Origin of the sequence: Bacillus licheniformis DSM 13 = ATCC 14580 (assembly GCF_000011645.1) — a bacterium.
Lineage (GTDB): Bacteria > Bacillota > Bacilli > Bacillales > Bacillaceae > Bacillus > Bacillus licheniformis.
Map to the genome: position 1 here is coordinate 2,812,645 of NC_006270.3, position 14,093 is coordinate 2,826,737.

A 14,093-nucleotide genomic window follows, 5' to 3' on the forward strand; every position below is an offset into this window, starting at 1 on the left:
TTACATTCCTCCCTCAAGCCTTGTTAAACTAGGTCTTAAATGAGCTAATTGCTGAAGGCGGTCAATGACCATATTCTCATTTTCATCTAAATAAGCACATTCCATGTCGTTCCCTTCTTGGATGTTGTCTGGGGAGCGATTGAGCACATGATTGATACGCAATTGAGTCGGTCTCATATCCGAAGCCGCAATAACAGCTCGTTTATTTCCATTAAAACCGGCGTGGGCAATCCCTCTTAATGAGCCGAGGATGAAAATATTCCCTCCGGCTTTCACCATTCCTCCCGGATTCACATCCCCAATGAGAAGCAAATCACCCTCCGTTTCAAGGACTTGCCCGGAACGGACAATCTTAGCGACAGAAATAATTTCGCTTTCCGCTTTTAAGCGGTTTGCTTCATCTTTGGTCATGACTTCACTTTCAATGGAGTGGATGAACAGATTTTGTTTCTCAGTGATCACATCGGTCAGGATCTGTTCTTGCTCCTCGGTCACATAGCGGTGGCCGAGCTTAACGAGAACATTGATTTTCTGGCCTTTTCCATCCATATAATGTTCGAGTGACAGCATATCCTGAAGACCGTACAATAATTCTTCAAAAGAGCATGTGTCATCAAGATGAAGCGTCAATCCATTTTTCGTTCCTTTAATTGTTACGTATTGCTGCTTTTGGGTCTTCACGGTGTTCACCTCAACATCATACTCTTTTCGACATCGGCTCATAAAATCCTCTTTTTACTCATTCCTCAGCTCTTTCTTAAGACTGGTAAAAAACCATTTGAACGGGTAAATGAGCAGAAGGCCGCCAACGGCGTTCAGCGCAAGCGTGGGCAGGAGCCTGCCGAGCACAAATTGATGGAACGGCATAATTTCCGGACGTATCAGCATCTGCACGCCATATTGGTAAAATTCAAGAACACAGACGGCGAGCAGCGAAATAAAAATGACGACCAGCGCGTTTGTCTGCAATACTTTGAACGCTTTTGACGATAAATAGCAAATACCGGCAAAACCAAACATATATACACCTAAAAGGTCGGTGTAATTAATATCATATAACAGTCCGAAAATAAATCCATATGTAATGGCAAAAGGCTGATTGACATAAGCCGTCATAAAAACTAAGACAAGCAGCAGAAAACGCGGGATGAGCTGCTGTTCTTCCGTCACAAAAGGCAAGTTGACAAAATCCGCATAGACGCTGTCAGATACTAAAACAAACATCATGACGACGGGAAGAAGGAAGCGTTTCACGACCCTTCCTCCTCATCGTCCATCTTGTCGACATCCACCGTATCAAGCGTTCTGTCGACGACGATGACGTTATCAAGGTTATACATATCGGCTGCCGGCTCTACATAAGCGATTTTCGTCAAACCGTAGGAATCTGGTTCAACCTCTGTCACTTTTCCGATTGTCAGGCCTTTAGGAAAAACGCCGCCCGCACCGGAAGTTTCGACGAGGTCACCTTTTTTCACTTCCCTGTCTTCATCAGGCTCGATGATTTCCATGGAAAGCGCCTTTTTATCTGAGTCGTAGCCGTTGATGATTCCGTTCACCGTTTTCTTGCCTTTATCTGCAGCGATAACTGTGGAGATTCTGTTGTTTCTGTCTGTTGCGCTTAAAAGCTGGACGGTGGAAGTGAAATTGTTCACTTTTGTGCTTTTGATTTTTCCGATCAAGTTGCCGTTTTCATCTGTTACCGCCATATCCTTCTCAACGCCGTGCTTTGAACCTTTGTTGATCGTAATCAGGTTCCACCACTCATACTTATCGGGATTTCTGGCGATAACGGTCGCCAGAATCGGCGTGTAGTCTTTAATTGATTTCAGATGGCCGAGCTCTTTTCTTAAAGACTTATTTTCATTTTCAAGCTCCTGCAGCTTTGCCTCGTATTGTGTCTGGCCGTCGAGCTTTTTCCGCAGGCGCTCATTTTCGCTGTACGTATTTTTTAAGTCTTCGATATTTTCAAAGAAGCCCGCAAAAAATTGAGCGGGCGTATGAAAAATCGTCTGGAATACACCAGTTGTATCGCCAATAAATTTTTCGGGCCAAGTTGCATTCCGGTCATTCTTTAACGAAAATCCAATCATTGCCACTAAAATGATGATACAAAGGAGTAAAAGCATCAACCGTTTATTTGTAAAAAACTGCGGCATGATTATACACCTCTTCTATTCCCTGTGTCCTTAATTTTTGCCTTTAAATAGATGAATTTGCTCGAGAGCTTTGCCTGTTCCGATCGCTACACAGTCAAGAGGGTCTTCCGCAATTAAAACCGGCATTTTCGTTTCTTCGCTGATGACTTTGTCCAGGTGGCGCAGCAGTGCGCCGCCTCCCGTAAGGACGATTCCGCGGTCCATAATATCAGCCGCGAGTTCAGGCGGAGTTTTTTCAAGCGTATTTTTTACGGCATCGACAATGGCGGTCACAGTGTCGCGAAGAGCCGCTGTAATTTCTTTTTCAGTGATTTCAATCGTTTTCGGCAGGCCTGTTAAAAGATCGCGGCCGCGGATCTCCATGCTTTCTCCGTTTTCAGAAGCTTCGGCAGAACCGATTTCAAGTTTGATCGCTTCTGCAGTCCGGTCACCGATCATCAAGTTATATGTTTTTCTAATATAAGTAATGATTGCTTCATCCATTTCATCTCCGGCAACGCGGATAGACTGGGATGTGACGATGCCGCCGAGGGAAATAATCGCGACTTCGGTCGTTCCGCCTCCGATGTCGACCACCATGCTTCCAGTCGGCTCCCAAACAGGAAGGTTTGCACCGATCGCCGCTGCAAACGGTTCTTCAATCGGATATGCATCTCTCGCTCCGGCCTGGCGCGTGGCGTCGATAACCGCACGCTGCTCGACGGCCGTAATTCCCGACGGGACACAGACCATGACATACGGCTTTCTCGCAAATAAGCCTTTGTTTTTAACTGCTTTGCTAATATAATGCTTCATCATTGTCGCTGTTGTTTCATAATCAGCGATTACGCCATCCTTCATCGGGCGGAGGGCAACGACATTGCCGGGCGTACGTCCGATCATGTTTTTCGCATCATTTCCGACTGCGACAATCTGCTTTGTGTCTGTTTGCAGTGCAACGACAGAAGGCTCCCTGACGACAATTCCTTTACCTTTCACAAAAACAAGCGTATTCGCCGTTCCTAAATCTATTCCAAGGTCTCTCGCACCAATTCCAAACATTTGTATGTATCTTCCTTTCTTAAAACAATATTCCTAAGCAAAAACCCATAAATTCTATTATAGCTTAATTTAATGAAAAAAAAAGTGTTACAAATATCCTTTTTCTTTTAAGCTCACAAATTTTTGATCACCGATGATGATATGATCGAGCAATTCGATTCCGAGCAGCTGTCCGGACTCGTGAAGGCGCTGTGTAACTTCTATGTCTTCGCGGCTTGGAGCCGGATCTCCGGACGGATGATTGTGGACGCAGATGAATGAAGCTGCGGAGCGCTTTAAAGCTTCTTTAAACACTTCCCTCGGATGGACGATTGAAGAGTTCAGGCTCCCTATAAAAACCGTGCGCTTGTGGATCACCTGGTTTTTCGTGTTCAGATACACACATACGAAGTGCTCCTGAGAGAGAAAGCGCATATCCCCCATTAAAAAATTGGCCGCATCTTCGGGAAAACGAATCACATAACGGTCTTTGCAAGCCAGACTGTGAATGCGCCGGCCAAGCTCAAGGGCCGCCAAAATCTGCACGGCTTTTGCGCGGCCGATCCCGGAAATGCTTGAAAGCTCCTCGGCGGATGCTTCTTTTAACAAACGGAGGCCGTCAAACGTTTGAAGCAGCCGGCTTGAAAGCTGAAGAACCGATTCTTTTTTCGTACCGGTTCTGAGCAGTATCGCAAGCAGTTCATGGTTTGACAAACTTTCGGCGCCTGTGTTGAGAAGGCGCTCCCTTGGCCTTTCTTCATCAGGAAAATCTTTTAATTTCAATGGCAGATCGCTTATGATAAACCCTCCCTTTTGATTCCCTTCTCGTTCGGTACATCAAAAGGAGTGGAGATCAAACGTTTTCAGCATTCTCATCGTTTTGGAAATCGGAAGGCCCACAACTGTATAATAGTCTCCTTTTATCTGTTTGACAAAAAGCGCGCCTTTTCCTTGTATTCCGTATGAACCGGCTTTATCAAACGGTTCTCCCGTAGCGATGTAAGCGCTGATTTCCTTTTCTTCAAGAGGCCAAAAAGAGACTTCGGTTTCCTCAAAAAATGTTTCGCATCTTTCGCCGTCCTTAATGCAGACGCCGGTGAGCACTGAATGGGTCTGTCCCGAAAGCATGCTCAGCATCCGTTCTGCATCTTCGGCATCTTTGGGCTTGCCCAAATAAGCTCCGTCATAATAAACAATGGTGTCGGCGCCAAGCACGACGGCATCAGGATATTGTTCGGCTACTGCACGCACTTTTTGTTCCGCCAACCATTTGACGTTTTCTGCTGGTGAAAAGTTTCGAATTAATTTTTCTTCCGCATTGCTCGTAACGATGCTGTACGGAATCTGCAGGAGATCGAGGAGTTCCTTTCTGCGGGGTGATTGTGAAGCCAATATGAGCTGTCGGGTCATAAGAAGCCATCCTTTCAAAGGTTTTTGCATAGGAAAAAAAGATACCTGTTTTATCCTACCAAAAGAACGCCGCCGCCACAATTTCAGAAAAATAACTTTTTAATGACAAAAATCGCGAAAATAAAAAAACCAGCACGTCTGCTGGTTTTCTATTTATTTAATTTGGCCCAGCAATAGCTGCTGGCTCTTCCAGCCGTTGGCTGCGGTCGGTTTCTCCAGAAGGTTGACGGCTTCCAGTATGCTCTTCTTTACCTCTTCAGAGCCTTTTGATTGGGCCCCGTCAAGTTGAGCTTTGACATCGGCTATGTTTTGAGATGTAACCTCCGCGCCGAGAATCGCTTTTGCCGACAGCTCAGCCGCTTCTTTAAAAGGCTCCAGCAAACCGGACTCGATTGCAACCGGAAGCTCTTTTCCGCCCCACGCTTCAAAATCGTTTTCGATTAATATTTTGCCAAGTTCAGATGTCATCTGCTTTTCTCCCGTTATTCCGGCGATTACATAAAACCCGTCGTCCTTGGCAATCGACACGGCGGCATACCCCTTGTCTGCGATTTGAGAGGCCAGCGTATCCGCTCCTTCTTTAGACGAAAACTTTCCGGCCTGAACGGCGAAGCTGTTAAAAGATTCTCCCGCTTGTCCGCTATTTTTTTCTCCGCTCTTTTTCTCCTCGGCACCGGAGTCACCGGCTTTAACGGTCTGGCCGTTTTCAGCATCCGCCCCAAGACTGCCGGAAGCCGGCACTCCTTCTTTATGCGTTGCGAGATTCAGCGCAAACAGACCGAGTCCCGTCCCGAGCAAAACAGCAAAGACGATGGTCGCGGCAAATCGCTTCACAGGATACGTAAGAGACGTTTTCGTTTTGCGGTTGTTTTTGGGCTCGTTTTTCTTTTGATAAGGCGCCACCACTTTAGGATCGTCTTTGTAGACGGTTTCTTCTTCGTCCGGTGGCGTCCATGTAAATTCACCTGTTTCATGTGTGCCGTCCTCTTTTGAAGCCGATATTTCCCGTTCTGCCTTTCTCTTTTCTTCCCAGTTCGAAAAGGTAAACTTCTTTTCTTCATTTCTGTTGGAAAACTCTTTTTCATTTCCGTAGATAGTCTCTTCTCTGCCGTTGATCATCACTTTAAGCGGGTCTTGTTCGGGCGCTTTTTTAGCTGAGTTTTTCTTGCTTTTCCGTTTTTTCATATGCTTCCCTCGCTTTCTGTTAATTGTTTTATATTGATTTAGGCGGCAGCTTGGCCGCTCTCTATACGCTCGGCAGAGGGAAGCCAGAAGGAAGGAGGAGTTCTCCTAAAGGCTGTCCCTCTTAATGTCCACACTTTATCACAGCCTCAAAAAAAAAGAACAAGACTTTTGTCGTCTTGCCCAAAAAGGTTTCGTCAAATTTTTCACCACCATGCCGTTTGAAGGTACCACTCGATCATTGGTTCGCCATAGAAGCAGCTCGTCAGCGTCCCGGCCAGAATCGCGGGAGCAAACGGCATTGGTTCATTTTTCTTCAGTTTGCCTGCCAGGAGTGCAATAAGACCAAGCACCGTTCCTGCGGCTGCCGAGAGGAAAAAAGCGAGAACGAGGAGGCGGCTGCCGAGCGCCATGCCGATTACCGCAAACAGCTTTACGTCTCCCCAGCCGATCCCCCCTTTCGTCAAAAGCAGCGTCAAGAGGGGCAGCATACCGCCGGCCATCGCACCGCTCAAACTTGAGTGCCACTGTTCCAGAGGAACAAGGAATCGTCCGACGGCAAAGACAGGCAGGAAAAAACAAAGAACAGCATCCGGAATGATCATGTGTGTCACATCAGATACAAAGACGATCAAAAGCAGAGATATAAGAGCAAGCACAATCACCAGCTCCCCCTCATGCCCAACGTGCATGCCGGCAAACGCAAACAGGATGGCGGCGGAGAGCTCAACTGCCGGATACACGATCGAGAGCGGGGTTTGACATCCTTTGCACCTCCCCCGCTGCATCAAATAGGACAAAACCGGTATCAGCTCCGAGAAGCCCAGCTGCCTTTTGCAGACGCGGCAGAGGGAACGCGGAGCAATCAATGATATCTTTTCAGGAATGCGGCGCCCGGCCGAATTAAAAAAAGAGCCGAGCACTAAACCTGCCGTAAAAAGGTAAAAGATGAACATCGTTATCAACCTCGCAGAATCAAATTTCATGAAAAAAGCTGCTGCCTAGCGGCTGTTATTTTAGCAAATATGAAGCGCCTCCTCTTTTCCTAAAACATAAAAATGCGCCGTCAGCCGGTGGCCAAAAGCGCATTTTTATGTTTTATTCAGTTAAAGCTGCCCTGACGGCGGAAATAAAATAAAGCGACCCGGTGATAACGACCACCGCTTTTTCCTCTTCAGCTTTTTCTTCGATATACCGGAAAACAGAGGCGATGTCTTCATCAAATGTTTTATAATCAGCGGTACTTTGCTCAAACAGCTTTTGAGCGGATTCCGCCCTCGGGAAATCAAAGGATGTGAAGTGAATCGATGACGCAAACGACTCGATTTTGCGGATCATGTCTCTGTACGGCTTATCTTTAAGAGCGCTGAAGCATACGTGAATATTCCGCCCGGCGAAGTGGGAGGAGATCGTCTCGGCCAGCCGCTCCATCCCTTCTTTGTTATGAGCGCCGTCGATATAAACAAGAGGCTTGTTCAATACCTTCTCAAACCGGCCGGGCCATCCCGCGTTACGAATGCCGCGTTTCAGCTCTTTTTCGCCGATCGCCGCATGTTTTTCGGCTGTCAGCCATTCGGCCGCAAGTATGGCCAAAGACGCGTTTTGCCGCTGATGGGTGCCGATCAGGCTTGTTTCAATTCCTTCATAATGATGTAACGGTGTTTTCAACGAAAACTGCTCTCCCTCAGGCAATGAAAGCTCCCCGTACAGCTGGCAATCCTCGTGAAGGGATATAAAAGCAGATTCTGTCTCCATCGCCTTTCGCTTTATCACCTCAGCCGCTTCATGCTGATGAACGGCTGTGATAACAGGAACGCCGCGTTTGATGATCCCTGCCTTTTCCGCGGCAATCTCTTTCAATGTACCGCCTAATATCGCCGTATGGTCATGGCCGATCGAAGTGATGACCGTTAACATCGGCTTCACGACGTTTGTCGAATCCAAACGGCCGCCTAAGCCCGTTTCAAAAATAACAAAATCTGTCCGCCTGTATTTAGCAAAATATAAAAATGCGCATGCCGTAATAATTTCAAATTCTGTGGCGGCTCCGAATTCGGTTTTTTCAAGCTCAAGGACAAGAGGCCCGACCTCATTAAAGAGCGCCGTCCATTCTTCATCTGAGATCGGGGCGCCGTCAACGCTGATCCGTTCGTTAAAGGTGATGATATACGGTGATGTGAAGGTGCCTGCTGTATAACCGGCTTCATTTAATACCGAACGGAGAAAAGCGATCGTTGAACCTTTTCCGTTTGTTCCGGCGACATGAACCGCATTGAGCTTTTTCTCGGGGTGCCCGAGCTTTCTCAGCAGCCATTCCATTCGTTCCAAACCCGGCTTCACGCCGAATTTAAGCCTTCCGTTAATCCAGCTGAGTGCTTCATCAAACGTTTTGAACAAGCGCATTCCTTCCCTTCAATTGATGAAGGTGTTTTCCAGCGGCTTTAGAAAGACCTGGAAAACACCTCCTTTTTCGTGTTATCAGTTTTTCAATTCGGCGATTCTTTTTTCTACAGCTTCACGCTTCGCCGTATAATCGGCTTCTTTCGCCCGCTCTTCTTCAATGACATGTGCAGGTGCTTTTTTCATAAATCCTTCATTGCTTAATTTCTTCTGAACCCGTTCAACTTCCTTCGTCAGCTTATCGAGTTCTTTTTGAAGGCGGCTGATTTCTTCGTCAATGTTAATCAGACCTTCGAGCGGCAAGATCAGCTCGGCGCCAGATACGACAGCGGTCATCGCTTTATCGACCGCTTGAATATCCGTTCCGATCTGAAGAAGGCTCGGATTCGTAAAGCGTTCTACGTACGAACGGTTTTCTTCAAGTCGTTCAGCGATTTCCGGCGTGCTCGTTTTAATATAAAGTTCAATCTGCTTGCTGAGCGGCGTGTTAACTTCGCTGCGGATGTTCCGTACGGCGCGGATGACTTCAACGAGAAGCTTCATATCCGCCGCGGCCTCGGTGTCCGTATATTCTTTGACGGCCTCAGGCCATTTGGCGACTGTAATGGATTCCCCTTCGTGAGGAAGATGCTGCCAAATCTCTTCCGTCAGGAACGGCATAAACGGATGCAGGAGGCGCATCGTTTGATCCAGCACATACGCTAAAATGGAGCGGGTTGTCTTCTTCGCCGCTTCATCTTCGCCGTAAAGCGGAAGTTTAGCCATTTCGATGTACCAGTCACAGAAATCATCCCAGATAAAATTGTAGAGATGGCGGCCAACCTCGCCGAATTCGTACTTGTCGGCCAGCTGTGTCACGGTTTCAATCGTTTCATTCAACCTTGTTAAAATCCACTTATCGGCAACGGATTTTTCCCCTGACAGGTCAAGCTCTTCGTATGTCATGCCGTCCATGTTCATCAGAGCGAACCTTGATGCGTTCCAAATCTTGTTCGCAAAATTCCATGTTGACTCTACTTTTTCAAAGCTGAAGCGTAAATCCTGACCCGGAGAGCTTCCTGTTGCAAGGAAGTAGCGCAGCGAATCCGCTCCGTACTTGTCGATTACATCCATCGGATCGACGCCGTTTCCGAGCGATTTGCTCATTTTGCGGCCCTGGTCGTCGCGGATGAGCCCGTGGATCAAGACATCTTTAAACGGACGTTCTCCGGTAAATTCGATACCTTGGAAGATCATTCTCGATACCCAGAAGAAAATAATATCGTAGCCTGTGACAAGGACGTTCGTCGGATAGTAGCGCTTGAAATCTTCCTCATCGATATCAGGCCAGCCCATCGTTGAAAACGGCCAAAGAGCGGAACTGAACCATGTATCAAGAACGTCTTTGTCCTGCTCCCAGTTTTCTGCATCTTCCGGCGCTTCAACGCCGACATAGATTTCACCGGTTTCTTTATGGTACCATGCCGGAATCCGATGGCCCCACCAGAGCTGGCGGGAAATGCACCAGTCGCGGATATTTTCCATCCAGTGCAGATACGTTTTTTCAAAACGGTCAGGGACGAAGTTGACTTTGCCTTCGCTTTTTTGCAATTCGATGGCGGCGTCGGCAAGCGGCTGCATTTGCACGAACCACTGTGTTGACAAATACGGCTCAACGACTGCTCCGCTTCGTTCGCTGTGGCCGACCGAATGCGTATGTTCTTCAATCTTGAACAGCACGCCCTCTTCCTGAAGATCTTTCACGATCTGCTTGCGGCATTCAAAACGGTCCATGCCTTTATATTGAAGGGCATTGTCATTCATCGTGCCGTCTTCATTCATGACGAGAATGCGTTCAAGGTTGTGGCGGTTTCCGATTTCAAAGTCGTTCGGATCATGGGCAGGCGTAATTTTGACGGCGCCTGAACCGAATTCCATATCGACATAGTCGTCTCCGACAATCGGGATTTCTCTGCCCGTGATCGGCAGAATGACCGTTTTTCCGATTAGGTGTTTGTACCGCTCGTCTTCCGGATGCACCGCAACCGCTGTATCGCCGAGCATTGTTTCCGGACGGGTCGTCGCAATTTCAATCGAGCCTGAACCGTCTTTCAGCGGATATCGCATATGATAGAACGCACCTTGTACGTCTTTATAGATGACTTCGATGTCTGACAAAGCCGTTTTGGTTGCCGGATCCCAGTTAATGATATATTCTCCGCGGTAAATCAGCCCTTTTTCATAAAGCTTTACAAATACTTCGCGCACCGCTTTAGAAAGCCCCTCATCGAGGGTGAACCGCTCCCTAGAATAATCGAGGCCGAGACCGAGCTTTGCCCACTGGCTGCGAATAAAATCGGCATATTCCTCTTTCCAATTCCATGTTTCTTCAAGGAATTTTTCGCGTCCGAGATCATAGCGCGTTTTTCCTTCTTCACGAAGCTTCGCTTCTACTTTTGCCTGGGTTGCAATACCGGCGTGGTCCATACCCGGCAGCCAGAGCACGTCATAGCCCTGCATCCGTTTCATTCTTGTCACGATATCCTGCAAGGTGGAATCCCAAGCATGCCCCAAGTGCAGCTTACCCGTCACATTCGGCGGGGGAATGACAACGGTGTACGGTTCTTTTTCAGGATCGTTTTTCGCTTCGAAAAATTTGCCGTTCACCCAATAGTCGTATCTGTCTTTTTCAACTGCAGACGGATCGTATTTTGTCGGCATCGTCAGTTCTTGATTATCCATTTTCAAACCTCCAACAGTATTAAACGGCTGAACAATAAAAAAGAGTCCTCTTGATCCTGTTAAAAGGACGAAGAGAACTCTCTCGCGGTACCACCTTTTTTCATGAATGCAAAAAAAACGCATTCACGCACTTAAATGGGATAACGGGACTTTCCCGAATTTCTCTACTTTTTTGTTCGAGAAATTGCGCTCCTGGGCGACCTTCCAAAAAAGACTGACTGGGAGCCTTTCAGCGAACCGGCTTCCCTCTCTGCAAGCGTCTGTTTTTGTACTCTTCCCATTCAAAGCGGGTGATCATTGACTTTTCAGCACGTACTTTTTCTTTTTCTTATATTACTAAATCTTTTTCATTTTCGTCAATCATCTTTTCCGTTTTTCTGTTGTTTTATACGAGATTGGGCCATGCACACAAGCTCCTTTTCCTCATATGATGCTGTAACGAAAAGGAGAGGAGGCATAAGATGCGAAAAAAATTCAACACATATTCATTCCAGCCGTGGCTGAAGCAAGTCAGGCTTGTTGCTGTTCAAGTCGTCCTCCCGATTACGATATTCCAGGGCATCCGCACGATCATCTTTCCTACCACATTTGATGTCCTCCTTTTGGGCATTCTCATATTCCTTGCGTGCGCCTTTCACCTTGACTGGATTTAAGCACGAAAAAAAGTCCGCATCATGATGATGGGGACTCTGTTTCTTCCTGCAGTTTTCTGTTTTCTTCCGTCTCGTGAATGCTCATCACAAGCGGCTCAGCGTTTTTCATTTGCCAGTACGCCTTTAAAAGCCTTGTACAGGCTTCTTTTTCCCCGAGCCCCTTCTCATGTTCGTAGCGGTTCAGTACGCCGAATACAGGCCCCGGGTAAGCCATATAGCTGAGGAATAAGCCGATTTCTTCCTCCCGCAAAGGATAGACATTGTGATACGTATAAAACCAGTTTACACATTCCGTGCACATAACGGGGTTCGTCTTAAACATTCTAGTAAAAAATACGATGAGATCATTTGCAGGCGGCGCATGTCCCGCTTTCTCAAAGTTCGTAAAGTAACCCGTTCCGGTATCGTTATAGAGAAAATGCCGAACGGACAGGTGCCCGTGGTTTAAGACCATTCTGGCAGACTCTTTTTCTCTCATGGCTTCATGCCAATCTTCAAGGCGGGCGAGCGCAAAGTCGGCAGCTGATATCGTCTCTTTGAAATACATGGCCGCCTGAAGCTGGAACGGGGACATATACCATTCGTTTTCCGCTTTCATGATGAATGCTTCATATTTCTGTTTTTGCTGTTCCCATTTCCGTTTTGTCCGTTCATAGTGTCCGAGTATTTCTTCCCGCCTCACGCCGAGCTCTTTTTCCGTCCGCTGGTGAAGAAGAGCGATTTCTTTAAACATATATTCGTGTTTTTGATCCCGCTCTTCCTCCCTTTCAAGAGTAAGCCAGGGCATGAGATAGCAGACATCTTCTCCGGCTTGCGTTAAAAATTCGCCTGTGCGGTTTCGATAGACAGGAACGAACTGCCTGTAGCCTTTTTCCTCCAGCATGATCATCTGTTCCGTGAAGCGGGTGTTTCTTGAAGCCGCCAATTTTTTCAGAGCAAATACACCGTGATCCGTATACACTTTCCACACCTTTGAACTGACGGACTCCATATATTCAGGCGTAAGACCGTACTCATTTAAAACAGACTGGATGCCTTCCATCGGCTTCACCACATTTTTATCAATGCATTAGGCATGGCTGTTTTGATAATCCGGTATATAAAGGATCTGTCCCTCTTTTAATTCCTCGTCAAGGGAAAGGGAATTCATCCGGATGAGCTGCTGGACGTTAATATCATAGCGCTCGCACAGAAGATCAATCGTATCATTTTGCTGAACGATGCACATCCTCATTCGAGTAAACTCCTCCTCTCCCTGCTTTGTAAACAGCTTTGTCAAATAGAGTGCGTTGTCGTTTTCCTTTGCTGACACTTCCTGTTCATCCGCTGCCTGCATTTCATCTCTTTCTTCTTCGGGCTCCGTCTGCTCATGAAACGAATATTCCGGGATTTCAATCGTATGCCCGGCTTCCTCTTCTTCATCAATCGCTTCTGCTTCCTGTGTCACCTCAACCTCAAAAGCCTCAGGCTCCCTGTCATTCTGGTCTTCCTTCAGAAGAGGAGGAACACTGTAGAACGGGTTCTCTTTCAGTTCCTCGTGAGGTTGATAAGAGCTGTGCGACAGCTCCGGCTCTTCTTCCGCTTCTTCTCTTTTCAGCTCATATTCTTCCGGTTCCTCTTCCACTTTCTCTCTTTTCAGCTCATATTCTTCCGGTTCCTCTTCCACTTTCTCTCTTTTCAGCTTATATTCTTCTTCCGGCTGTTCAAGAGAGGCTTCTTTTTGATTTTCTATTTCGCGCTTCGTACGCTCTGCCGCCGACAAAGACGCTGTAAAAAACGGTTTAGCTTCCTCTGTGTCGTTTCCGAGAAACGACTGGTAAATCGGAACCGTTTCCTCACCGGTATCATGTTCTTCCGCCTGTTCTTCGTCCTGCTCTTCGTAAGGTCTGTCAAGCTGGATCAAATATTCTTTCTCTTCACCCTGATCTTCGTCGTTTGAAGGTGATCTGTAGGCAGGTTCGAGCTCCTCTTCCGGATGGACGGCCGCAGGCATAGTGCGCGGTTCTTCTTCACCCGCTTCACCGCTCACATTCAAGAGGCCTTCAATCGCCAAATCAGCCTGAATCGTCAGCATCCTCGCATCTGTCAGCTGATAATCGAAAGCGTCAATAAAAACAAATACGTCGTTTAAATGATTGACTTTGTCTTTCGGGATGGTGATATCCACTGGGAAACAATGCGTCAGCTCTGCGCTGCCGTCCCCTTTCAGCTTTACATCTTCTACAAATCGGCTTGTCGCAGGCAGCTCTGCATACTCCCGGGTTTGATCTATGTTGTATTCGCCTGTCAGCTCTAATGACCCTCGTATGGATACATAATCATTTACTTCCTGAACGGTAATGTCAGGATCCAATGAAATCGATAATAATTCGGATACTTCCTGTCCTTTTTGAAAACAGATTGACTCTTCTACAGAAAATTGCAAACGATTGTTTTGCGGCAAACTGATATCCTCCCTTCACCTAATTTTTAAAATTAGATGTCAGTAAAGATGTATGTGAAAAGCAGGCAGAATATGAACAGAAAAATCAGCAGCCGTTTTCGGCAC

13 protein-coding genes and 1 other annotated feature are annotated in these 14,093 nt (G+C 47.0%); of the genes, 1 reads left to right on the top strand and 12 read right to left on the bottom strand.

Annotated features, from left to right (window positions below; translation table 11 throughout):
- From minC to TRNA_RS36035, 10 genes are all read right to left on the bottom strand, one after another.
- Entirely contained in the window at positions 1-681 is a 681-nt protein-coding gene (minC, locus tag TRNA_RS35990) for a septum site-determining protein MinC (protein WP_011198163.1), read from the bottom strand.
- Positions 682-735: 54 nt separating this feature from the next.
- Positions 736-1,254 (bottom strand): rod shape-determining protein MreD, encoded by a 519-nt coding sequence (mreD, locus tag TRNA_RS35995; protein ID WP_003184039.1) that lies wholly within the window; start codon positions 1,252-1,254, stop codon positions 736-738.
- Entirely contained in the window at positions 1,251-2,159 is a 909-nt protein-coding gene (gene mreC / locus TRNA_RS36000) for a rod shape-determining protein MreC (RefSeq protein ID WP_003184040.1), read from the bottom strand. Before mreC ends, mreD begins: the two co-directional genes overlap by 4 nt.
- Positions 2,160-2,189: 30 nt before the next feature.
- A complete protein-coding gene (locus TRNA_RS36005; protein WP_003184042.1) occupies positions 2,190-3,200 on the bottom strand; it encodes a rod shape-determining protein in 1,011 nt (336 codons plus the stop codon).
- Between the two features lie 87 nt (positions 3,201-3,287).
- Positions 3,288-3,962 carry a RadC family protein gene (gene radC, locus TRNA_RS36010; protein WP_003184045.1) on the bottom strand — a complete coding sequence of 225 codons (675 nt, stop codon included), beginning with the start codon at positions 3,960-3,962 and terminating at the stop codon, positions 3,288-3,290.
- A 54-nt stretch (positions 3,963-4,016) separates the two neighbouring features.
- Complete coding sequence (locus TRNA_RS36015) at positions 4,017-4,589, bottom strand: Maf family protein (RefSeq protein WP_003184048.1); 573 nt, start codon at positions 4,587-4,589, stop codon at positions 4,017-4,019.
- A gap of 153 nt (positions 4,590-4,742) precedes the next feature.
- The gene (locus TRNA_RS36020) at positions 4,743-5,774 is read right to left on the bottom strand and encodes an SPOR domain-containing protein (protein ID WP_003184050.1); all 1,032 of its coding nucleotides are present in this window, start codon (positions 5,772-5,774) and stop codon (positions 4,743-4,745) included.
- A 203-nt stretch (positions 5,775-5,977) separates the two neighbouring features.
- Positions 5,978-6,727: a prepilin peptidase gene (locus TRNA_RS36025; RefSeq protein ID WP_011198164.1), complete on the bottom strand. Its 750-nt coding sequence runs from the start codon at positions 6,725-6,727 to the stop codon at positions 5,978-5,980.
- A 142-nt stretch (positions 6,728-6,869) separates the two neighbouring features.
- Complete coding sequence (locus TRNA_RS36030; RefSeq protein ID WP_009329287.1) at positions 6,870-8,168, bottom strand: bifunctional folylpolyglutamate synthase/dihydrofolate synthase; 1,299 nt, start codon at positions 8,166-8,168, stop codon at positions 6,870-6,872.
- Between the two features lie 81 nt (positions 8,169-8,249).
- A complete protein-coding gene (locus tag TRNA_RS36035) occupies positions 8,250-10,892 on the bottom strand; it encodes a valine--tRNA ligase (protein WP_009329289.1) in 2,643 nt (880 codons plus the stop codon).
- A gap of 60 nt (positions 10,893-10,952) precedes the next feature.
- Positions 10,953-11,186, bottom strand: a binding site (T-box leader).
- A gap of 167 nt (positions 11,187-11,353) precedes the next feature.
- On the opposite strand from TRNA_RS36035, the gene TRNA_RS36040 reads away from it, so the two are divergent.
- Positions 11,354-11,545 carry a hypothetical protein gene (locus TRNA_RS36040; protein WP_003184058.1) on the top strand — a complete coding sequence of 64 codons (192 nt, stop codon included), beginning with the start codon at positions 11,354-11,356 and terminating at the stop codon, positions 11,543-11,545.
- Between the two features lie 19 nt (positions 11,546-11,564).
- Here the strand turns inward: TRNA_RS36040 and ysxE are convergent, their stop codons facing one another.
- Positions 11,565-12,587 (bottom strand): spore coat protein YsxE, encoded by a 1,023-nt coding sequence (gene ysxE / locus TRNA_RS36045; RefSeq protein WP_009329292.1) that lies wholly within the window; start codon positions 12,585-12,587, stop codon positions 11,565-11,567.
- Between the two features lie 27 nt (positions 12,588-12,614).
- The gene (locus TRNA_RS36050) at positions 12,615-13,988 is read right to left on the bottom strand and encodes a LysM peptidoglycan-binding domain-containing protein (RefSeq protein WP_011198165.1); all 1,374 of its coding nucleotides are present in this window, start codon (positions 13,986-13,988) and stop codon (positions 12,615-12,617) included.
- Positions 13,989-14,093: the final 105 nt, after the last annotated feature.

Bases quoted from the DNA above. Each gene is read 5' to 3' on its own strand.
- mreC (WP_003184040.1), bottom strand. From the start codon at position 2,159: ATGCCGCAGTTTTTTACAAATAAACGGTTGATGCTTTTACTCCTTTGT.
- TRNA_RS36005 (WP_003184042.1), bottom strand. From the start codon at position 3,200: ATGTTTGGAATTGGTGCGAGAGACCTTGGAATAGATTTAGGAACGGCG.
- TRNA_RS36015 (WP_003184048.1), bottom strand. From the start codon at position 4,589: ATGACCCGACAGCTCATATTGGCTTCACAATCACCCCGCAGAAAGGAA.
- TRNA_RS36020 (WP_003184050.1), bottom strand. From the start codon at position 5,774: ATGAAAAAACGGAAAAGCAAGAAAAACTCAGCTAAAAAAGCGCCCGAA.
- TRNA_RS36025 (WP_011198164.1), bottom strand. From the start codon at position 6,727: ATGTTCATCTTTTACCTTTTTACGGCAGGTTTAGTGCTCGGCTCTTTT.
- TRNA_RS36035 (WP_009329289.1), bottom strand. From the start codon at position 10,892: ATGGATAATCAAGAACTGACGATGCCGACAAAATACGATCCGTCTGCA.
- TRNA_RS36040 (WP_003184058.1), top strand. From the start codon at position 11,354: ATGCGAAAAAAATTCAACACATATTCATTCCAGCCGTGGCTGAAGCAA.
- ysxE (WP_009329292.1), bottom strand. From the start codon at position 12,587: ATGGAAGGCATCCAGTCTGTTTTAAATGAGTACGGTCTTACGCCTGAA.